General features: G+C 44.7%; 22 protein-coding genes. 15 read left to right on the forward strand and 7 right to left on the reverse strand.

Annotation, left to right across the window (positions count from 1 at the left end; translation table 11 throughout):
• Window positions 1–139 precede the first annotated feature (139 nt).
• A complete protein-coding gene (nrdR, locus tag ACHZBG_RS15525) occupies window positions 140–604 on the forward strand; it encodes a transcriptional regulator NrdR (RefSeq protein ID WP_320130376.1) in 465 nt (154 codons plus the stop codon).
• On the opposite strand, the gene ACHZBG_RS15530 is transcribed toward nrdR, so the two are convergent.
• Window positions 601–1752, reverse strand: coding sequence for an HD domain-containing protein (locus ACHZBG_RS15530; RefSeq protein WP_320130377.1), 1152 nt, complete (start codon window positions 1750–1752; stop codon window positions 601–603). The genes nrdR and ACHZBG_RS15530 overlap by 4 nt on opposite strands.
• A gap of 65 nt (window positions 1753–1817) precedes the next feature.
• On the opposite strand from ACHZBG_RS15530, the gene ACHZBG_RS15535 reads away from it, so the two are divergent.
• From ACHZBG_RS15535 to ACHZBG_RS15555, 5 genes are read left to right on the forward strand one after another with little or no spacing between them, the layout of a single operon-like run.
• A complete protein-coding gene (locus ACHZBG_RS15535; protein WP_320130378.1) occupies window positions 1818–2291 on the forward strand; it encodes a hypothetical protein in 474 nt (157 codons plus the stop codon).
• 2 nt (window positions 2292–2293) lie between these two features.
• A complete protein-coding gene (locus ACHZBG_RS15540; RefSeq protein WP_320130379.1) occupies window positions 2294–2812 on the forward strand; it encodes a shikimate kinase in 519 nt (172 codons plus the stop codon).
• A 13-nt stretch (window positions 2813–2825) separates the two neighbouring features.
• On the forward strand, window positions 2826–3878 hold the full coding sequence (gene aroC / locus ACHZBG_RS15545; RefSeq protein WP_320130380.1) for a chorismate synthase: 1053 nt from the start codon (window positions 2826–2828) through the stop codon (window positions 3876–3878).
• On the forward strand, window positions 3875–5536 hold the full coding sequence (locus ACHZBG_RS15550; RefSeq protein WP_320130381.1) for a DNA repair helicase XPB: 1662 nt from the start codon (window positions 3875–3877) through the stop codon (window positions 5534–5536). Before aroC ends, ACHZBG_RS15550 begins: the two co-directional genes overlap by 4 nt.
• Window positions 5524–7437 carry a hypothetical protein gene (locus tag ACHZBG_RS15555; protein WP_320130382.1) on the forward strand — a complete coding sequence of 638 codons (1914 nt, stop codon included), beginning with the start codon at window positions 5524–5526 and terminating at the stop codon, window positions 7435–7437. The genes ACHZBG_RS15550 and ACHZBG_RS15555 overlap by 13 nt, the downstream gene beginning before the upstream one ends.
• Window positions 7438–7439: 2 nt before the next feature.
• Here ACHZBG_RS15555 and aroE read toward each other — a convergent pair whose 3' ends face one another.
• Window positions 7440–8933 carry a shikimate dehydrogenase gene (aroE, locus tag ACHZBG_RS15560; protein WP_320130383.1) on the reverse strand — a complete coding sequence of 498 codons (1494 nt, stop codon included), beginning with the start codon at window positions 8931–8933 and terminating at the stop codon, window positions 7440–7442.
• A gap of 113 nt (window positions 8934–9046) precedes the next feature.
• On the opposite strand from aroE, the gene ACHZBG_RS15565 reads away from it, so the two are divergent.
• The 9 genes from ACHZBG_RS15565 to rseP all read left to right on the forward strand — a co-directional run bounded on the left by ACHZBG_RS15565 (window position 9047) and on the right by rseP (window position 18092).
• A complete protein-coding gene (locus ACHZBG_RS15565) occupies window positions 9047–10984 on the forward strand; it encodes an ABC-F family ATP-binding cassette domain-containing protein (RefSeq protein WP_320130384.1) in 1938 nt (645 codons plus the stop codon).
• Window positions 10977–11567, forward strand: a complete 591-nt coding sequence (locus tag ACHZBG_RS15570) for a Maf family protein (RefSeq protein ID WP_394699413.1) — start codon at window positions 10977–10979, stop codon at window positions 11565–11567. Before ACHZBG_RS15565 ends, ACHZBG_RS15570 begins: the two co-directional genes overlap by 8 nt.
• Before the next feature lie 104 nt (window positions 11568–11671).
• Window positions 11672–12574, forward strand: a complete 903-nt coding sequence (gene rpsB, locus ACHZBG_RS15575; protein ID WP_320130386.1) for a 30S ribosomal protein S2 — start codon at window positions 11672–11674, stop codon at window positions 12572–12574.
• 11 nt (window positions 12575–12585) lie between these two features.
• Entirely contained in the window at window positions 12586–13437 is an 852-nt protein-coding gene (gene tsf, locus ACHZBG_RS15580; RefSeq protein WP_320130387.1) for a translation elongation factor Ts, read from the forward strand.
• Between the two features lie 61 nt (window positions 13438–13498).
• The gene (frr, locus tag ACHZBG_RS15585) at window positions 13499–14053 is read left to right on the forward strand and encodes a ribosome recycling factor (protein ID WP_320130388.1); all 555 of its coding nucleotides are present in this window, start codon (window positions 13499–13501) and stop codon (window positions 14051–14053) included.
• A gap of 1 nt (window position 14054) precedes the next feature.
• On the forward strand, window positions 14055–14753 hold the full coding sequence (uppS, locus tag ACHZBG_RS15590; RefSeq protein WP_320130389.1) for a polyprenyl diphosphate synthase: 699 nt from the start codon (window positions 14055–14057) through the stop codon (window positions 14751–14753).
• The gene (locus tag ACHZBG_RS15595; RefSeq protein WP_320130390.1) at window positions 14750–15595 is read left to right on the forward strand and encodes a phosphatidate cytidylyltransferase; all 846 of its coding nucleotides are present in this window, start codon (window positions 14750–14752) and stop codon (window positions 15593–15595) included. The genes uppS and ACHZBG_RS15595 overlap by 4 nt, the downstream gene beginning before the upstream one ends.
• Window positions 15592–16707 carry a 1-deoxy-D-xylulose-5-phosphate reductoisomerase gene (dxr, locus tag ACHZBG_RS15600; RefSeq protein ID WP_320130391.1) on the forward strand — a complete coding sequence of 372 codons (1116 nt, stop codon included), beginning with the start codon at window positions 15592–15594 and terminating at the stop codon, window positions 16705–16707. The genes ACHZBG_RS15595 and dxr overlap by 4 nt, the downstream gene beginning before the upstream one ends.
• Window positions 16704–18092, forward strand: coding sequence for an RIP metalloprotease RseP (rseP, locus tag ACHZBG_RS15605; protein WP_320130392.1), 1389 nt, complete (start codon window positions 16704–16706; stop codon window positions 18090–18092). The genes dxr and rseP overlap by 4 nt, the downstream gene beginning before the upstream one ends.
• Here the strand turns inward: rseP and dnaB are convergent.
• The 5 genes from dnaB to ACHZBG_RS15630 form a co-directional block, all read right to left on the reverse strand.
• Complete coding sequence (gene dnaB / locus ACHZBG_RS15610) at window positions 18082–19467, reverse strand: replicative DNA helicase (RefSeq protein ID WP_320130393.1); 1386 nt, start codon at window positions 19465–19467, stop codon at window positions 18082–18084. The two genes, rseP and dnaB, sit on opposite strands and share 11 nt — an antisense overlap.
• A 5-nt stretch (window positions 19468–19472) precedes the next feature.
• Entirely contained in the window at window positions 19473–20075 is a 603-nt protein-coding gene (gene rplI / locus ACHZBG_RS15615; RefSeq protein ID WP_320130394.1) for a 50S ribosomal protein L9, read from the reverse strand.
• Window positions 20076–20087: 12 nt separating this feature from the next.
• Window positions 20088–21068: a DUF2232 domain-containing protein gene (locus tag ACHZBG_RS15620; protein ID WP_320130395.1), complete on the reverse strand. Its 981-nt coding sequence runs from the start codon at window positions 21066–21068 to the stop codon at window positions 20088–20090.
• A gap of 15 nt (window positions 21069–21083) precedes the next feature.
• Window positions 21084–21338: a 30S ribosomal protein S18 gene (gene rpsR / locus ACHZBG_RS15625; protein ID WP_394699417.1), complete on the reverse strand. Its 255-nt coding sequence runs from the start codon at window positions 21336–21338 to the stop codon at window positions 21084–21086.
• Between the two features lie 76 nt (window positions 21339–21414).
• Complete coding sequence (locus ACHZBG_RS15630) at window positions 21415–21900, reverse strand: single-stranded DNA-binding protein (RefSeq protein ID WP_320130397.1); 486 nt, start codon at window positions 21898–21900, stop codon at window positions 21415–21417.
• Window positions 21901–21930: the final 30 nt, after the last annotated feature.

Below are 21930 nucleotides of genomic sequence, written 5' to 3' on the forward strand. Positions count from 1 at the left end.
GTTGAATAAAGACCTATCACCTGTTCCATATATGGTGTTATTTATAGCAATATCACTGTTTTATCTCATATATGAAACACTAGAAGCCTTGAATTGCACTCATTTCTCCAGTACAATTCAAGAAAAAGGAGGCGTACAAATGCATTGTCCACATTGTGGTTCCATGGACGACAAAGTTCTTGAATCGAGACAAAACACCAGCGGATCATCAATTCGACGAAGACGTGAATGTCTCAATTGCGGATACCGATTTACCAGCTATGAACGCATTGAAGACAAACCTCTCATGGTTATCAAACGCGACGGAAGACGAGAACCCTTTGACCTCAATAAATTGGGAAGAGGCATACGTAGTTGTACCGAGAAATTGAAGATCAGCGAAACAACCATAGATACGCTCTTGCAAAACATTGAGGATGAAATCGTGATCAAGGCTGGTTCAAAGCGTGAAATAGAATCGTCGGATATCGGCGATACAGCCCTGCAACAACTCAGACATGTGGATCTGGTTGCCTATGTACGGTTTGCCGCCGTCTACAAGGCGTTCAATGACCTTGGCCAATTTATTCAGGAAATCGAGAAACTTGGGAAGGAGCTCGGTTAACGGGCATCAAACCATTTTCCGGTCAGGGAATGCTCGATACTATCGTTCAGATGTTCCGGCTTGAGAATTTCATTTGCGCAATCCAGGCAAAAATTATCACTCATTCCTGCAACGTAGTCATAGACAAGCAGGTCGAGGGATCCATCGTGTTCAAGATACGGATCCTTCATTTCCACCAGATGGTGGAAAAAGCCCATTGCAAGCATGTTTTTCTCGGAAGCGTACCGTTGTTCATCAAATCCATAGGTATCAAGAAGCATCTTCAGATAATCTACGATGAGTCTCAAAAGACGGGAAAAATATCGTTCATAGCCTTCAAGCAAGGGACTCTTGTAAATATGCTCGTAATTAAACTGGATCATCGCTTGAATGGCGGGGAACAGTTCATCACTGAAGCTTATTCCCTTATCCCCATTTGAATTTTCAATTACATCAGAGACCAAGGTATCAATGATAGCTCCATTGGTGCATCCAAGCCTTTTGGTGACAATCAGGGGAAGCTGTTCCTTTCGTACGATGTTCAATCGGGAGGCATCCTCAAAATCACGTCCAAGATAGGCAATGGAATCGCTGAATCTTACCACTACCCCTTCATAGGTTGAGGGGACCAGATTCTTGCGAGAACGAATTTTCGAAAAATCCTTGATGGTAAAATCCGGTTTCAGGGTTTGCATAAGCCTTTCGCCATTATGACTGACAATTCCATCACGCACGGCATAGGTCAGATTCAATCCTTTCCCATGTTCGGAAAGGAAATCAACCACCCTGAGACTATTCACCTCATGCTCAAAAGGAGCAAAGCCTTCTTGGACCAAGAAACCGGACAGTATCTTTTCTCCGGTGTGGCCAAAAGGCGTATGGCCAAGATCATGGCCCATGCCAATTGCCCACGCCAGTTCCGTGTCAAGGGAAAGCCCCCTGCAAATAGAGGAAGCAATGGACGCAACATGAAGACAATGCTCCATCCTGGTGCATATATGGTCATTGCTTGGTGCAAAAAACACCTGGGTCTTGTGCTTGAGTCTTCGAAAGGGCGAGGAATGGATAATCGCCGTAGTATCACGGTAAAAAGAACCACGAACGTCATTGGCCCGTTCATGCAACCGACTTGTCATTTCCGACTCAGAGAGTAAATTTTGCAATTCCATGGTTATTCCCCAAACAGTATCCCTATGGTATCATAGGAACAGTTACTTTGGAAAGCGGAGGCATCATGATAGAAAAATACGGAGTTGCACTTCTTTGCCTTCTCCTCAATTTCCTTGCTTTTACGGCCTGCCTGAGGTTTTTGTTTTCTCGCCAAGGACTATATTGGATCGTGCCCTTGCTGGTGACAGTATTCCTTATAGGGCCAAATGCGCAAAAACTTTATCTGATAGCCTCGCAACCCGGAATACAGAGCCTGGCCTTCACCCTTGATGAATTACAGCCAATCCTGCTCTCCTTTTTCTGGTACTTCATGATCGTTACGTTTCATTATGCGTTGAAAAAGACAATAAAGAGCAATTATCATCGTGAACAGATAAAAAAGAACCTTCATGAGGCAAGATACCAGCAGCAGGTAGAAACATTGACCTATGAGCGAAAAATGGCCAGGCAAAAGAATTATTTCGGCAAGGCTCCATCCAGACTCCCTTCCCTTCAGTCCTATAATGAGGATTGGATCGATTTGTTTGACAAATACTGACCATGAAAGAATACCTCTTTTTCTGCGGGATAAAACACTGTGGCAAGACAACCTTGGGTAACCTTGTAGCCAAGATGATGGGAACTTTTTGCGTAGATAATGACGATCTCATCCTCAAGAGCCTCGATGAAGGTTCCTCTGTCAGGACTTTTTTCAAGACTCAGGGCAAGCAAGCTTTTATGGATCTGGAACTGAGGACTTTGCATTCATTTCTTGAAACAAACAAGACTCCCTGCATCGTCAGCCTTGGCGGCGGAGCCTGCGACAACGAATCGTTGATGGAATTGATTTGTTCCTATGGAAAAAGCGTATATCTGAAAGTTGAGGAGCCGGTTTTACTCAAACGCATCCTATTTGATGGAATACCTCCTTTTCTCGATGGTTCCGACCCGCAGGGATCATTCGCACGTTTATATGCCATAAGAAACGAGCGCTATGGCAAAAGGTGTGATATTGTGGTAAACTTGCCTGATTATCCCGATGTTAGGGAGACGGCAAAATACCTTTTTGCCAGACTATAGGAAGGAGTCTTCAATGGGCCACAATAGTTTTGGTTCTGCTTTTACCATCACCACGTTTGGTGAATCACATGGGGAAGGCCTAGGGGTAGTCATCGATGGCATTGAGTCTGGAATCAAACTTGATCTTTCCATGATTCAATCGGAGATGGATCGTAGACGCCCGGGAGCAAACCCTCTTGGGACATTTCGAAGCGAACAAGATGCTGTCACCATACTCTCAGGCTTGTATCAAGGTGTTACGACGGGAACTCCCCTCACCTTGGTGCTTTTCAACAAGGACCAACATTCCGCTGATTATTCGGCACTTGAAAAAGTTTTCCGTCCCGGTCATGCAGACTGGGGATTCCAACAAAAATTTGGCATACGTGATGTCAGAGGTGGTGGCAGATCCTCGGGAAGAGAGACTAGCGCCCGGGTTGCCGCGGGAGCAATTGCAAAACAAGTATTGGCACAAAAAGGCATGAAGATATTTGCAGGAACTGTTCAAATAGGAACCCTTTCCACCCAGAAACGCAATTGGGAGGAAGCCAATAATTTTCTTTGCTGTCCGGATCGTGAAACAGCAAGGGAAATGGAAAAGCTTATTGAACAGGTCAGATCCGAAGATGATAGTATCGGGGGTATCATAGAATGTCATGTCCAGGGAGTCCCCGCGGGCCTTGGCGAACCTGTTTTCAACAAGCTGGATGCGCTTCTTGCCCATGCGGTCATGAGCATCGGTGCCGTAAAAGGTGTGCAGATCGGCGATGGTTTTGCCTGTGCAACCATGAGAGGAAGCCAATGTAATGATCAGCGTGATTCTACTGGTTTCCTTTCGAATCATGCAGGCGGAATTCTGGGAGGCATTTCCAGCGGTCAGGAGATAGTTCTTCAGGCTGCAATCAAACCAACTCCCTCGATTGCTCGTCCCCAGAAAACCGTGGACGTGGACAATCATGAACAATTATTGGAAATCAAGGGCAGACATGACCCTTGCATCTGCCCCAGGGCAGTGGTTGTCGTTGAATCGATGGTAGCCATCACCTTGTTGGATCTTTTTTACTGTGCACATGGAAGACAAAAATGAATGACAAACCTCTCATAGTCCAAAGCGACAAGACGATGCTTTTGGACGTACATCATAGCGAGGCAGAAGCCTGTCGCGCCGACTTGGTCCGATTCTGTGAACTCATCAAGAGTCCTGAGCATGTACATACCTATGCCCTGAGCTCCATTTCACTTTGGAATGCGACTTCCACCGGAATAACAAGCGATTATATATGTGAAAGACTTTCCTTTTGGTCACGGTTTCCTATCAGTGATAGCGTCTTGTTCTATATAAAGGATATTGCCTCTCGTTTTGGGAAGATTGTCCTTTCGGAAAGTGAGGATCCTCAATATTACCAACTTGAGGTCAAGACTGAAAGGATCCGAAGTGAAATCATGGCTCGAAAACTCATTGCGAAGCTTATGATCATCAAGGGTAATCGATCTTTTCTCATCGAGAAATATAACCGTGGTGAAGTAAAACTACAGTTGATCAAAATGGGGTATCCCGTTGACGACAGGATTGTCCTTGAAAAGGGAATACCTGTTGAAATGCAAATGAGGGAAGAGACAAAAGGTGGCAAGCCTCTCGTTGTTCGAACATACCAAAAACAAGCATCACAGGCCTTGCTCGGGGATTTGGGACCCGGTTGCGGCTACGGAACCATTGTCCTTCCTTGCGGCTCAGGTAAAACTGTCGTTGGGATGAATATCATGAGCCAACTGAAAACCAGGACCCTCATCGTAACTACCAATGTTGCGGCCGTACATCAATGGATATCTGAAATTCTTGACAAGATGACTTTGGAACCTGAACAAGTCGGGGAATACACCGGAGAAAAAAAAGATCCCAGGGAAATTACTGTCTGTACCTACCAAGTCCTTACCTACCGTCCTGACAAGGAAGGGCCCTTCCCTCACCTGGAACTTTTGACAGGGGGCCAGTGGGGCTTGATCATTTACGATGAGGTGCACATGCTTCCTGCCCCCGTTTTCAAGATAACTGCTGAATTGCAGGCTATCTATAGAGTGGGCCTTACGGCAACCTTGGTTCGTGAAGATGGAAGGGAAGATGAGGTATTTTCCCTGGTAGGCCCCAAACGCTTTGATGTTCCCTGGAATGAACTGCAGCAACAGGGCTTTATAGCCAAGGCTTATTGCAGTGAAATACGACTAGACCTCCCTACTGACCTGGAAATTCCCTATGCCATTGCCAATAAACGGGAGAAATATCGACTGGCAAGTGAAAACCCCATGAAGCTGGAAGTGGTAAAAGGCCTTGTGGCCAGACATCCCGATGATTATATACTTATCATCGGACAATATATAAAACAACTGGAAAGTATCGCCTTGGCCTTTGACCTTCCCATTATTACGGGAAGCACACCCAATGCAAAGCGAGAGGAACTCTACCGGGCCTTCAAGCAAGGAGAGTCCCATATTCTGGTAGTAAGCAAAGTTGCCAATTTTGCCATTGATTTGCCTGATGCTTCAGTGGCAATCCAAGTATCGGGAACTTTCGGATCTCGCTCGGAAGAAGCCCAGAGATTGGGAAGAATACTCAGACCCAAAAATAGGTCCAGCTTCTTCTATTCTGTGGTCACACGATATTCCTCTGAAGAAGAATTCGCGGCAAACCGCCAAAAATTTCTTGCTGAACAAGGATATTCCTATGAAATCGAGGTATGGGAAAATTGATCAACGATGATACAAAAGAAACTTTCAAGAAACTTCTTAGCAGGTATTCTGAGGAAAACTATTTTTACCTTGCAAAAAACTACCTTGGTTTGATTTCAACGCCCTTTCACAAGCCGGCATTGACTACCAAACTTTGTAATTTTTTCTCCCAGCCAATTATCCAGGATAAAATCATTGACTTGCTTGATGAACTGGACTGTTTCATACTCAGTTATATCAAGCTGGCAGGACCGGTGAAAGCAGAACAGATTACCACTCTGCTGAAAGCCAAGGGAAGCTACGGAACTTTACTAAGAAGAGTTTCCAACCTACAGGAACGCATGATTCTGCTCAATGAAGAGGGAAACCTTATATTCAATCCCCTCTTGAAAACACGTTTGGATGAATTTTCAAGTCTCAAACCACTTTTGGGAACCTCGAAAAGCATCACCAGAAATGGCCCTTACTGCTCAACAGAATTCATACGGGCTTATCTCTCCCTGATCAATAAAGAAGCCAAACACGCATATAAAGATGAATATGTCAGTTTATTCCCGGCTTTTGGCGAAGAACAACTCCAGCAATTATTCCTCAGGCTAGGAGAATTATTCCTCAGCATGGGTATTTTGTATCATGGAAAGGATAAAAAAATCCTTGTTGACTTTCCGAAGGCCAATTGGTTGTTGGAACTCAATGACCGTCAAGTTCTTTGTTGTTTCATTGCCTGGGAACTTCCCCATCCAATAAAACAGGAAGCCATTGGTTTTGCCAATACCTTGCTGGGAATTCTCGCCCTCATTGGTTCTTGCGATACAAATTCGTTGAAACTTCTTGTCAAGACCGTTGCGTTGCGGTATGGAATTACCTATGAATCCTCCTTGCTCGATTGCCTCAATACTTGGGGAATCGTTACCTTGGATGATCTTTGGCATGCCAACACAATTGAAGAAAGGCAGGAAAGGACAACCTTGGTCATAGATAGCGATTATACCGTCAGTTACAATGGAACTTGTCCTAGTCCTGATATTCTCTATCGTTTCTCTGACCTCGAAAGACTTGATCGCCAGACCAGTTACAAGGTTTCCCCGCAAAGCTTTTGCAGAGCACTGGACAATGGACTCACCTATCAACAGATACAGGGATATCTCACAGAAAACAGTTCCCCCGCCATGATCCAATCCTTGTTAAAGATCCTTGAAATCACGTACGACCGTTACAGCCAGGTCACCATCTATGACGGGTTGGTTCTCTGTACCTCCGGAAGAACAGAGCGATTGATCGAGAGTCTCGATAATTTACAGGAGCATTGCTTGAAAAAGCTCTCTGACGGCATCTTCCTCATGAAACGATCCACTGAGAATATATGGAGACAAATCCTTGCATCTACGGGCTCTCTTATCTCCGCTACCATTTCACAGGAACAGGTAGAATTGGTCATCAAGGAAAATCACCCGGAATTCGAGGGACTTGTTCATCTTGCCCATATAGGAAGCTATAACCCAGAAATGACAATCGAAGGGGTGCCTGCAAAGCAAAGAAATCCCGAAACCGAAATCAGGGAAGCCATAGAAAACCAAAATCTGACAGTAACCCAACGACAGGATTTGTTACAGCGCTATGAATCAAGGATGATCCTCAGCAAGGAACAAATCGTAGGTCAGATTGTCAATGGTGTAATTGAGGCCGGTGGATTTGATTATCAGGGAAAAGTAAGCCTATGCAGACAGGCTGCAGGGAAAAAGAATCTTGCATTGCAACTGCAACTCACCGACCAAGAATTGGTCGTTCAAGCCTTGGAAGTTGCCTACACTCCTCAAAAGGAAGCTCTTTTAAAAGCTGCTGTCATGCCAACGATGGAAGTGAAGATTATCCCGGTAAGCAAGATATTCATGGTACGTCAACTCCGATATTATCTCTGCTGATTCTAGATCTTCGGATTTATCCAATGAGGATAGTGATACCCGGTAAAAGCTTCAAATTGCAACTTTCCTTGTTCCATGAGCATATCTCGCCCCTCAATGACCCGACATCCCGCACTCTTTGCGCGTTTGAGAAATACCGTCTCCCTAGGATGGTAAATCAGCTCATATACGATTTCCTTGCCTGAGAACCTAAGTGCAGGCACAGGATCGCCTTCTTCATTGGGTGTCATTCCTACGCTGGTCGTCTGGACAATCAAGTCGACTTTTCCACTATAATGCGAGCAATTCTCCAAGCTATCAACGGTGCTCATTGTTTCGGAGGCAATTGATTGGGCATGTTCAAGGCTTCTGTTTATAACCGTCACCTTGACCCCTCTGTTGTGCAAGGCCCAGATTATTGCCCTGCTTGCACCACCGGCACCGATTACAAGAGCGGTGTGAATTGTCCCTTGGGCTAACTGGTTGGCAATAGGAGCAAGAAAACCATAATAATCGGTATTCGTTCCTTTCCACATATTCTGGATTCTGGTTACGGTATTGCAAGCCCCTATTTGTTTGACTTCACGGGTAATTCGACCTAAATAAGGCTGAACATTCCTTTTATGCGGAACCGTTACGGAAAAACCATGTATCTGAATCATCTCCGCAAGTTTGAAAAACGCCCTGACAGAATCGACCAGGAACGGAACATACACTGCGTTATAATGAATGGCCTCAAAACCCGGATTATGGATAAGGGGAGAAGAAGTATGGTGCACGGGGTTTCCGATAATTCCATAAATGTGAGTATGCTCATCAAGTTTGTCGCTTCTATATAACTCGCTCATAACTTGGGCACATAATTGGCCTGGGGCAGGAAGTTGCTGGGTTCCATCAGTACAAAAAGAAAGCAGCGAACCACATTTCTTATAAAGGATACGGGTACAAACACCAAAATCCCCCATTCCGATGATTATTTTGTCTTTAATGGATTTTAGTTCTTGTTGGACCTTGAAAAGAGAAATGACATCAATCATGCTTTTCGGGGTAACCGCAATCTTGGCAATATCGCCTTTTGCGGCTAGTTTCGATATATGTCCATAAATATCGGCAGGAACTTTTTCAAAATCATGATAGGACCGAATTATTCTTATATTCCGCATCCTCAAGAGATTTTCAAAATCAATTTTTGTCTCAGTCCCCGCTTCCTTGAATTTTAGCTCTGCCTTCTTGACATCTTCCTCGATATCGACATAGGAGAAATCACCCTTGGCAATATCGTAGAGCATCTGCAATCTTTGCTTTTCACCCATGGTGCATCTTCCCCCATCGCAAACCCTGCGCAGGGTCAGAATTACAGGGAGATCAACCATGGAGGGAAATAGAGAGGCCTTGCGTTGTTCCTCAGGCAAAAGGAAGTCTACCCGCAACTCGACAAGGGATATCCACTTCCGGTTTCTTATGACCAAGGAACGGTCTTCTTCAAGGGTAGAACCGGTAAGTGTCAGACAAAGCATCAAGGACCTCCTGGACATGGGGTGGATTGTCACCGAACACATGCATGTGTTACTGTTATAATAACGTCAAAGTACGGGCATATCAACACCCGTTTACATAAAGGGGTCGCACAATGGCAACGTTGCAGGTACAAAACGTGCACCTGGCATTCGCAGACAGAGATATCCTTGATGATATTTCGTTTACGCTTACAGAAAAAAGCAGAAGTGCCTTGGCAGGAGGAAACGGGAGTGGGAAAAGCACACTCTTGAAAGTCATCTCCGGCATCATGCAGGCCGATAGCATCTCAATGAGTACGACAAAGGACTTGAGGGTAGCTTACCTACCCCAGAGCGATATCGTCTTTGATGCCGGGACAGTATATTCAGAGGTCGAAAAAGGATTTTCACGATTTTCTCAATTATTGGAAGAGAAAAAACAGGTGGGAAATCGTCTTGCTCTCTGTACAGAAGATGAAAATCCGCAGGGACTTTTGCTTCGGCACCATGAAATAGAGGAAACCTTGCTGCAAGGGGGATATTACGGGAGAAAGGAACAGATAGAACAAATACTTGCAGGTCTTGGTTTTTCAGTCCCTGACTTCTCCCGTCAATGCCTGGAATTCTCCGGTGGCTGGCAAATGCGCATAGCCCTTGCCAAGGTCCTGGTCGAACATCCTACCGTCCTGTTTCTTGATGAACCTACGAACTATCTTGATATTGAAGCCCGTTTCTGGCTGAAAAATTACCTGAAGGTTTATGATGGCGGTGTCATGATTGTCTCGCATGACCAAAACTTCCTGGACGAAACCATCAATGAGGTATTTGAGCTTTTCAACGGGAAACTAACACACTATAGCGGAAACTATAGCCAATATCTGGTTCAGCGGGAACAAGAAATAGCTCAATTGGAAGCACTGTTCAAACAACAACAGGAACAAATGGGGAAAACTGAGCAATTCATCGAACGTTTTCGGTATAAGGCAACCAAGAGCAAACAAGTCCAGAGCAGGATCAAACAACTTGAAAAGGTCCAGCTTGTCGAAGTACCTTCCCATCTCAAGCAACTTTCCTTCACGTTCCCCCCTTCTCCTCATAGTGGCAACGATGTAGTCATTGTAGAGAATCTTGAAAAGCATTACGGCGAACAAAAAATCTTTGATGACTTCTCGATGATTGTTCAAAAGGGGGAAAGGCTTGCAGTCACAGGACGTAACGGAGCTGGCAAAAGCACCCTTTTGAGAATGCTTTGCAACAACGATACGCAATACAATGGAGTCATACGCTTGGGCAGCGGAGTTTCCATTGGCTATTTTGCCCAGGATACAGAAAAAACCCTCAATCCGGAACTTTCGGTACTTGAAGAAGTCTCGGCCCAGGCTGCAACCGCTGATCTTCCAAAGATGCGAAACTATCTTGGTTCCTTCCTCTTCTCCGGTGATGATGTCTTCAAGAGCGTCTCGGTGCTCAGCGGAGGGGAACGCAGCAGACTGGCTCTGCTGAAAATCCTGTTGCACCCTGCAAACCTCTTGATCCTCGATGAACCTACCAACCATCTGGATATCAATGCAAAACAAATGTTGCTCGAAGCCTTGAAACAATATGACGGGACAATGGTTTTTGTAAGCCATGACGCCTACTTCATTGAACATATAGCAACCAGGATCCTCTATCTTACCAATGATAGTCCCCCTGAATTCTTCGATGGAGATTATTCTTATTTTTCCTATAAACTTGAACAAAAGGAAGCCATACAATCAAAAGGACAAGCTTTTCAGGAAGTGCAGGAAGAGAGCAACGCCCTTTCTTACAAGGAAGCCAACAGAAAACGGAATCGTCTTTCTTCCCTTAAGCGACAGAGTGACCAATTGCTTTCCCAAAATGAAAACATCCAAGCTTCCATCGACAGGATTTCTGCAGACATGGGCTTGATTGAGAATTATAGTGATTCCGTAAAAATCACGGATTTGCTCACAAAAAAACAAGGCCTGGAGAAAGAATTGGAGAAAAGTGAGGAACAGTGGTTTCTTCTTTCGGAAGAAATTGAAAATCTGGAGGCTGAACTTGCCTGATTTGCAATCCCTCATGCCCAAACTTATTTTGGCTTCACAATCCCCTGCACGGAAAAAACTTCTTGAGGATTTGGGAATCATTGTTTCTGTCAGCCCTACCGATTGCGATGAAAGTCATGGACAGGAAGCTCCGTCTGATATCGTGAACCTACTTGCACGAAGGAAACTTGATGCATTCAAGGCAATGCATCCTCTCTATACCCTGCCAGTACTTACGTGCGACACCTTGGTTTTTTGCGATGGCAACTTGATAGGAAAGGCAGCTACAAGGAAAGAGGCCTTTAGTCAGTTAGCTTCTTTTTGCGGAAAAACCCAGGCCGTATTTTCTGGCTGGGCATTGTGGTATAGGGACAAGCTTTATTCAGATACCGATATTGCATATGTTACCTTCAAGCAACTCAACTGCAAAATCATCGACGACTATCTTGATACCAAGGAATGGATAGGTGCAGCCGGTTCCTATCGGATCCAAGGCAGGGGAAAAGAACTTGTAAGTGAAATCGTTGGTGATTTTACAACCGTTATAGGCTTGCCACTTTCCCAGATTTCTGAAATACTAGGGACTAACTGTGCCCGTTTGTGATAGCGCAGAATTTCCGCCCCCGCGGGGGTGAGTAACAGATGAAGGGTGACGTCAATGTTTTATGTACGATAGGTGTACATATATTGATGTCAGACAGGAGGATTATGTCCGTAGTAACCATGAAGAGCCTGCTTGAATCAGGCGTGCATTTCGGCCATCAGACAAAAAGATGGAATCCAAAGATGGCTCGTTTTATTTTCAGCCAGAGAAATGGAATCCATATCATTGATTTGCAGAAGACCTCTGCATGTATCGTAGAAGCTTATGACGCAGTTCGTGCCGTTGTCAAACAGGGTAAATCCATTCTCTTTGTCGGCACCAAGAAACAGGCACAGCAAGCTATCGAGAATGAAGCAAAACGTTGCGGTATGCCCTATGTCAACAATCGTTGGCTCGGTGGTATGTTGACCAACTTCTCAACCATCAAGAAGTCCGTATCCACCCTCAAGAAAATTGAGAAGATGGAAATCGACGGTACTTTTGAATCCCTTACCAAGAAAGAAGTTTCCTTGCTTACCAAGCAGAAGATCAAACTTGAGAAGAACCTTGGCGGTATCAAGGATATGAAGGATCTCCCTGGAGCATTGTTCATTATCGATACCAAGAAAGAAGCAATTGCCGTTGAAGAGGCCAAGCGTCTCGGAATCCCCGTAATTGCAGTTGTTGATACAAACTGTGACCCTACTGACATCACCTACCCTATCCCTGGAAATGATGACGCCATCCGCGCAATCAGCTTGTTTGTCGAGATTATCGCCAATGCAGTTGTTGATGCTGATAGTGAAGCAGGCATCCAGATTATCGAAACCCTCGGTAACGAAGAGGAACCGGTAGAAGAAGCCGTTTCAGAACCGGTCGAGGTAAAAGAAGAGATTGTATTCTCTACCGATGATTCTGCCGATTTTTCCAAGTTTGAAGCACCTTCCGTAGACGAAACTACTTCTGAAGAGGTAGTTGCCGAAAAGAAAGGTATTGTCGTAGACGAAGAGACTTTGTACAAGGACTAAGGAGTGTGAGCATGGCTATTACTGCTGAAGATGTAAAAAAGCTGCGTGAGGTAACCGGCGCAGGAATGATGGACTGCAAGAAAGCGCTGATCAAGGCAAATGGTGATTTCGATGCAGCAGATAAGATTCTCAAGGAAATGGGTTTGGCTGCCATTGCGAAGCGTGTTGATCGCGCTACCAACAATGGTCGTATTTTCGCCAAGGTAACTTCCGAAAAAGCTGTGTTGGTCGAACTTTCCTGTGAAACCGACTTTGTTGCCGGCAATGCGGAATTCGTAAAACTTGGCAATGCAATTTGCGATGTAATCATTGAAAAGGGTTATACCGAAATCAATGACGAACTCGTAGGCATGGTAAACGAGCTGATTACTATCATCAAGGAAAATATGTCCGTCAAAAGGATTCTTGTTCTTCCCCTTGATGCGGCCAGCTTTGCATCCTGCTATGTGCATGGAGAAGGGTCTTTAGGCGTCCTGGTTGAATTCAAGGCTGACAAGGCGGAACTTTTCGCCAATCCTGCAGTCGTGGAATTCGCCAATGACTGCGCTTTGCATGTTGCCGCCTTCACTCCTACATATCTTACTGCCTCCAGTGTTGACAAAGCCTATATCGACGAGCAATCGGAGATTTTCAAGGCACAGGCGGAGAACCTCGACAAGCCAGCAAAGGTTATTGAGGGAATCATAAAGGGAAAGCTCTCCAAGCATCTTTCCGAGATTTGTTTCTTGCAACAGCCGTTTGTCAAGGATGACTCGATGAGTGTCGAGAAAAAACTTGCGCAAATTGGCAAGGAAGCCGGTGGTAAACTTGAAATTGTAAGTTACACATTCTTCCGTGCAGGTGCAGCTTCCTGCGCTAATTAAGGTAAATCGATTCTTACACACCGCTCACGATCTCGTGAGCGGTGGTCTTATTGGAGATTTTATGCAACAGGTACTTGATAATTGTGAAAACAAGATGACAAAAAGTCTTGAAAGCCTTTCTAAGGATTTCTCGGCATTACGTACAGGGCGTGCTTCTGCTTCCCTGCTCGATAAAATCCGGGTAGATTACTATGGTAATGAAACACCGATCAATCAGGTAGCCACTGTCAGTGTTCCTGAAGCTAGGATGATTGTCATCCAGCCATGGGATAAGAGCTTGCTTTCTGCCATTGAGAAGGCAATCCTCAAAAGTGATCTGGGCTTACCTCCAAATAATGATGGAAAACTTCTCCGCTTGAATTTCCCGCCCTTGAACGAAGAGAGACGCAAGCAACTGGTAAAAACTGCGAAGGCCAATGCTGAACAAGTTCGTATTGCCATTCGTAACATTCGCCGTGAAGCAATGGATGAACTGAAAAAAATGCAGAAAAGCAGTGATATCAGTGAAGATGAACAAAAAGAAGGCGAAGCAAAGATCCAGAAGATGACAGATTCCTATATCGTAATGGTTGGAAGCCTTGCTGACGAAAAGGAAAAAGAAATCATGGAGATTTGACATGGAAGAGAGACCCGTTGTTCCTACTCACCTTGGTATCATTATGGATGGAAACGGAAGGTGGGCACAAAAACGTTCGCTTCCCAGAACCGCTGGTCATCTGGAAGGACTGAAAGCTTTGAAAAAGGTTATCAAGGAAGCTTCCAACCAAGGCATCGGGTTTGTCACTTTCTATGTTTTTTCGACCGAAAATTGGAAACGTAGCAAGCAAGAAGTTTCTTACTTGATGGGCCTGCTCGTTTCCAAGTTGCATGGGGAACTGGCTTTCTATAATAAATACAATATTCGAATTTTATTTCGTGGAGACATCGCTACACTCCCCAAGGAAGTCGCCACAGTCATCAATAATACCATTTCAGCTACTGCGGCCAATACAGGGATTACTTGTATCCTGGCAATAAACTATGGCGGACAAGATGAAATCTGTCGTGCGGTAAACCGTTTCCTTGAAGAAAAACCTGAAAGAAATATTACCTGTAAGGATATCTGCTCTCATTTGGACTTGCCCGAGGTCCCCCCTGTCGATATGATAGTACGCAGTGCAAATGAAAGACGGTTAAGCAATTTCCTTCTCTGGGACAGTGCCTATGCCGAATTGGAATTTTACGAAAAACTGTGGCCTGACTGGAATTTTGAAGATGTGCAAAGGATTTGCACGGATTTCGCAAAAAGAGTCAGGAAATTCGGGGGTGTTCAATGAGCTCATTTGGAAAGCGAGTCTTAACAACAGTAATTACGGTTCCTTCAATTTTTTGTATCATTTTTTTTCTACCCAAGAATTTCTATTTGGCTTTTACCATTTTGGTTATGGCGGCCACTACCATAGGCGCCATGGAATTGAAACAACTCTATAAAAAAGCTGAAGGAACAGACCTGAATATAGAACCTTGGATGGTTGCGCTCCTGCCTCTGGCAAAATGGTTGGAAACGGCTTATTTTCCTGAATTTCCCCTTCTTAACCTTATTTTGGTTCTCTTGGCTATCATGATATATTCCCGTGAGTTGTTTGTCGGGGTGAAGGATGGCTTTTCAAAGACCTTTTCCAGACTTGGCGGTTCAAGCCTCTTGATAATTTATCCAGGACTTCTGATGACCTTTCTTATCCGAATAACTGAATTTCCTCATGCTTCGGCATTGTTGATTCTATTTTTTCTCCTTGTCTTTTCGAATGATTCCTTTGCCTTTCTTTTTGGCATGGGATTCGGAAGAAACAACAAGGGATTGTTCGCGGTAAGCCCAAACAAAAGCATTGCCGGTTTTCTTGGAGGATTGTTCATGACAATTCTTCTTTCTGCCCTCTATTGCAGCTTTGTCCCCGAAATACAAAGTGAAATTTCCCTGTTGCAAGCGATACTGCTCGGAATTGTAACCAGTACGGGGGCCAACATCGGAGATCTTATTGAAAGTGCTTTCAAACGTTCCGCAAAGGTCAAGGATAGCGGGACCATTGTGCCCGGTCGCGGTGGTCTTCTTGACTCCCTCGATTCAATCATGGCAAGCGCACCGTTATTCTATTTAATGTTGGCATTCTTTCTTATATGAGACGTGCAATATTGCTAGGATGCACGGGAAGCATCGGAACTACAGCCATTCAGGCAATACAGGAAAAGCATCTTGATATCCAGGTTGTTGCACTCTCGGCCCATAAGGATTATCCCAAGCTCTTTGCGCTTGCGACTAGGCTTTCTGTCGAGGCCGTGTGTCTTACTGGTGGCAGTTGCCCTTCCTGTGGAGAATTTTCCACCTTCAGTTCTGTCTCTGGCTTAAAACAGATGCTTGATTCTGTCGATGCGGACATAGTCCTCAATGCCATTGCAGGTTTTGATGGACTGGAGGCTACCTTGGCCTGTATTGAACGAGGTTTCGACGTTGCGCTGGCAAATAAGGAAAGTGTCGTATGTGGCGGATCCTATCTCTTCGATGTGGCTCAAGAACATAATGTACGAATTATTCCCGTAGATAGCGAACATAGTGCAATCCATGAATTATTGCGCCATCGTTCAAAAGTCGACGTAGATAGCCTTGTCATTACTGCCAGTGGAGGTCCCTTCAGGGATCTTCCCCTTGATGCATTTCCCTCGATAACAGTAGAACAAGCATTACGTCATCCCACCTGGCAAATGGGGAAAAAAATTACCATTGACAGTGCAACGCTGGCAAATAAAGCCTTGGAAGTAATAGAGGCTTCCTATCTTTTTGGATTTTCCCCAGACAAGATTGAAGTGGTCATACATCCTCAAAGCATTGTTCATTCGATGATCAGACTCAAGGATGGGGCCCTATATGCTCAATTAGGCAAACCAGATATGACCTTGCCTATTGTCAATGCATTGATAGAAGGTTCGGAATGTTTGGTATCCCCTCTCTCCTTCGACCATTTGCAGCTTACTTTTGACAAACCAGATACCTCACGATTTCCCTTGCTTGGCCTTGCTTTTTCTATTTTGCGAAGAAAGGGGGGGACTCCAATTGCATTCAATGCAGCTGATGAAGTCGCAGTACATGCTTTTTTGGAAAAGCAATGCAGCTATTCCCAGATGATCTCGGCAATACAAAAGACCTTGGACAAGGATTGGGGTCCTAAGGTCCTTGATTTTGAACAGACATTCGAAGTTGATAGAAAAGCGAGGGCACTCGCAAGAAGTTTCCTATGAATACAGTCATAAGCCTTGCAGGAAAATACCTGATAGGATTGATTGGAATCGGATTGGTAGTAATCATCCATGAGCTAGGTCATCTCTTCGTGGCAAGGCTCTGTGGCATCTCTGTGGAAGTCTTTTCCTTTGGCATGGGACCCCGGATCTGGGGAAAACAATTCCATGCCACTGAATTCAGGATCAGCCTCTTTCCATTCGGCGGCTATTGCCGGATGAAAGGTTCTGATGACCTGACGCGAGCTCTGGATCGCAACTCCAAGACCTTTGAACATGCTGAAAATGGATCTCTTTTCTCCGTGCATCCGATAAAACGGTTTTTCACCTATTTTGCCGGTCCTCTTGCCAATATTCTTTTTGCAATCATCCTTTATACTTGCCTGGCAGCAATTCCTTATTCCGTACTTTCAACAAAACCCGTAATTGCTACAGTCAATTCCTATCCTGCTCTCTTTGGGGCCAACACAACAAGCCCCGCCTATTTTGGTGGTCTGAGAACAGGAGATACAGTATTGACCTTCGATAATAAAGAAATACGGGATTGGGAGGAATTGGAAGAACTCCTTGAAAGTTCCACCCAAGATTCCCATAGCTTTCTTATAGAGCGGGATCATACCAATCTTACTTTTTCAATAGTGCCGGAACAGACTGAGAACGGATCTCGCTATGGGCTTTCTCGATGCCAAATTCCAATCGTAGGAAGTGTAAGACCTCACACTCCTGAAAAGAAAGCTGGACTAAAGGCAGGAGATGTTATCATTGGATGCAATGGCCATCAAATCGCCAATGACCTTGACTTGCTGACTGCGCTTTCGCTTGAAAATACTTCTACACAATTGAAAGTACTTAGAAGCGGGCAGGTATATGAGCTCTCTTTTGAACCTAACAAAGATGAGACAGGAAAGGGTGATTGGTCATTTGCCCTTGCTGCCGATACCAGAAAGATTACAGATGCTTCCTTTGATCTTCGAATTGGAATTGCTACAACATTTTCCATGACCTGGAATACCATTCATTCACTGTATTTGATTTTGACAGGAAAAAGTGCTGATGTACGTCAGCAATTTACGGGAATGGCAAGGGCTGCCTTGATGATCGGGGATATAACTTCACTGGGACTGGAAGCCAACACCTTCAGTGGAATACGCGCACTTCTTTATCTATTGGGAGTAGTCAGCATCTCTCTTGCCATTGGCAATATGCTACCGCTTCCTGCCTTTGATGGAGGCCAGATGCTAATCGGGCTCTATGAGACAATCAGCAAAAAGAGGGTGCAACCTCGACATTACTGGGTATTGCAGTTGATTGGTTTCTTAGCGGTTATCCTGATCTTTGGATTCATGACGTATGTTGATTTGCACCATCTATACCTAATCAGGCATTAGGATTATTTCCGGAAATAAACTTTTTACTCATTTCCATTTCCTCAAATCGAACAACATTACTTACGAATGCCAGAGAGAATACACCAGTCTCACCGTTTCGGTTTTTAGCCATGATAATCTTTGTTTCCTGGATATTGTTCTTTTCGCGTTCACCCTCGTCATCGGTCCTGTTCTTACCTACTTCCCTATGCAACAAGAGAACCACGTCAGCGTCCTGTTCAATGGATCCACTATCCCGTAGGTCGGATAGCTTGGGTTCTACCCCATCCGCTTGCCGACCTACCTGGCAAAGGCAAACGACCGGTAAATCAAGTTCACGCGCAAGTTGTTTCAAGGATCGTGAAATCATGGAAATCTGTTCATGTCGGGGAATTCTTGCATCAGCCTCGGCATCGATGAGACCGATATAATCGATAAAAATAATCTGGATATCATGTTCCAGCTTCATTCTCCTTGCCTGTGCACGTAACTCCATGAGCTTCATATTCGGGGTATCCTGAATATAAAGTTCCGCATCATACAAAGCCCCGGAGGCATCGATGATTGAATTCATTTCACTATTCTTGAGTGTAGCTTTTCGTATATGAGAAAAATCTACATGGCTTTGTCCGGTAATAAGACGTTCCATCAAGGAAGAAGCACTCATTTCCAGGGAAAAGAATCCAACCCGGTATTTTTTCTTCACAATCATATTTAAAGTGACAGAGAGTGCAAAAGCTGTTTTACCAATTGATGGTCGTGCTCCGACTATAATAAGTTCCTGTTTCTTGAATCCACCGGTCATGGAGTCAAGAGGTGCATAACAAGAATCAAATCCACTCTTGATTCCGGAAGTACTTCTTTCCTCGATCTCTGAAATAGTGGTGGTAACCAAATCCTTTATAGAATAGTAATTATCACTTCCAGCAGTTTCATTGTTTAGTTTGGAAAGACTTTGCTCCCCATCATCAATCACCTTCTGGATATCCTGTGCTTCATCATAGGCACTATCCTTGAGCTTGGAAGAAAAAGTCAGCAACTTCCTTCGTTGCGCCAAAGCCTTGAGTATCTTGGCATAATAGGAAGCATTTGTTGTCGTTGGAACATCACTGGTAAGCGTGGAAATATAAGAAAGTCCACCACAGCGATCAAGCAAATCCTTTTTTTTGAGAAAAGAACTCAACGTAATGAGATCCAGGGTTTCTGAACTATCCTGACGAAATTGAATAATGGCATCGAACAGTTCTTGGTGACCTGACTTATAAAAGTCATCCTTGCCTAAATAATCGGTTACTTCAGCAAGTACCTTATCATTGAGGAGAATTGCACCTAGGACAGCCCGTTCCGCCTCTTCATTATGGGGCGGAACTCGACCTAACATACTATTCGATGCCATTGTCACTACTCAGTCTTCGCTTCAGCTGCAGGTGCTTCAGCTTTTGCAGCTTCCGCAGCGGCTTTTACAGCTTCTGCCTTTGCAATTGCTTCAGCTTTTGAGGCTGCCTTAGCAGCTTCCGCAGCTGCTTTTGCAGCTTCAACCTGACGAGCCTTGACCTGGGATTCACTTTCAACTACGAGTTTAACCTCGGAGTTTTCATCTTCATACAGACGAATCCTGACACTATAGGTGCCGACCATCTTTATTGTATGGGTGGAAACCTCAATTCTCTTACGTTCAACTTCGATCCCCTGGAGGGAGAGCGATTCTTGAATCATGGAGGAGGTCACAGAACCAAACAATTTCCCGCTTTCTCCAGCTGAGACAACCAAGGTAATTACAGTGTTGTCCAGTTTTTCCTTGAGAGTAGCAGCCAAGGCACGTTTTTCTATCTTGCGCTTTTCAATAGTAGCAATACGAGATGCAAACAAGGCCTGATTAGTCCTGTTGAACAATACTGCAGTACCGGTAGGCAACAAGTAGTTACGGGCGTACCCGTCCTTTACAATTACAACGTCTCCCTCTTCTCCGAGGTTGGCGACATCCTGATTGAGAATGATTTTCATATGGAAAACTCCTTACTCGTTCTTTCTATACACTATCCAAGTCTCCGTGACCCCCAAAAGAGGCAACACGAAAACAACCAATACGTTCAATCCCGGAATAAATATCGCTAACAACAACAAGCTCGACAGCAATCTACCAAGATTGACAGCCGGACTCTTGCGGTGTATAAAATGCACCACAATTGCAATTCCCTGAATAGCATAGAGCACAGAACTTCCCAAAGCAATGTTCAAGGACAAAGCCCTGAGTACATAACTGGCCTTCAGCATTACCAAAAACAGAACCAGTGTCCAAGAACCAAGGAAAACCCAAAGGGTATTCTCAGGCAATCTCCACTGGGAAATACGGATACTAAACGTACCTTCCCGTTTCAGGATAAAACCTAGGGAAATAAAGGAAGCGAACCCGCATAAGCCCATACACATGGGAACCAAAACGGCTCCGGCCAACTTTACCACCATTCGATATAACCACTCGGTATCTGTTGAGGATACGGATGCTTGGTTAAGCGAACTCTCTAAACCACTCTTCTCAAGTTGCCCAAAAAGTACCTTGAAGGCCTTCAATATAGAAGCGTCAACAGCAAGGACGGTCTTGGAACCCCTCGAAAACCAAATTACAAGAAGCAAAGAGACAACCACTCCAAATGAAGCAGAAGCCAAATAGCGAACCAACAGTCGTTTCTTCTCCAAAAGTATCCAAATGGAGCAAGAGACCAACAAAACTACCGGGATGAACAATCCAATGAGAAGAAGTACTCTTCCGACAGGATCTGCAAGCGCTTCACGCGACTTGTACAACTCGGAAGCCAATACCAGTAAAGCAACTATCCCTACAGGGATCAATGCTTTTTCTCCCTTGGCAAACCGTGGCGCAAGAACCAAAAGGGGAATAGTAAACAAGAAATTGCTGAACACCAATTGAGAGAGCAAAAAACTTACCCCGACTACAATGGCTGAATCTCTTATACTGACCGTTTCACTCTGATTCATAACGCTCCCGAAAGCTTATTTCTTTTCGAAAGGCAAATATGCCAATACACGAGCTCTCTTGATTTCTGCAGTTACCGCCCTCTGGTGCTTTGCACAACAGCCGGTAATACGTGCAGGAAGGATTTTACCACGCTCAGTAATATATCGGCGAAGCAATTCGGGGTTTTTATAATCGGGCGTAGCATTCTGTGTACAGAATTTGCAAACCTTTTTTCTGAAGCTAGGCTTACGACCGCCCATTCTTCTTTCGCGGCCACCCTTGCTATCCATATCATTGTTGGAATCATTATCGTCATCGCGCATGAATTTTTCTCCTTACATCATCTACTGCAAAAGCAGGATTTTTTTAGAACGGGATCTGATCGTCATCAAATTGCTCAGGACCACCCATATCCATAACAGGGGGAGTGTTCACAGGAGCATTCGAAGCCGGTCTAGGTGCATATGAGCCCTGTGGTTTCGCTCCTCCGTCGGTTCGACGGCCCTCGGAACGATCCCCATTGGGGCTAGAAAGAAGCTGTAATGAATTGACAGCAATCTCGACGCGGGTGCGGGCTTGTCCATCCTGTTCCCATCGGTTCTGCCTCAATTCGCCCAAGATCGATACTTGCCTACCCTTTTCCAGATACTGGTTGAGGGACTCTGCACTTTTACCGAACATTGTGCAATCGAAGAAGTTGGCTTCATCTTCCCATTTATTGTCTGCCGTCCTCTTTCTACGGTTAACAGCTATGGAAAAACGACAGATAGCCATACCGCCACTCGAATAGCGAAGTTCGCTTTCCCGAGTTAAACGGCCCACCAACGCGACCACATTCAAGTCATTTGCCATTCTTATGCTCCAATTCTCTTAAATTATTCT

Source organism: uncultured Sphaerochaeta sp. (assembly GCF_963676625.2).
GTDB lineage: Bacteria > Spirochaetota > Spirochaetia > Sphaerochaetales > Sphaerochaetaceae > Sphaerochaeta.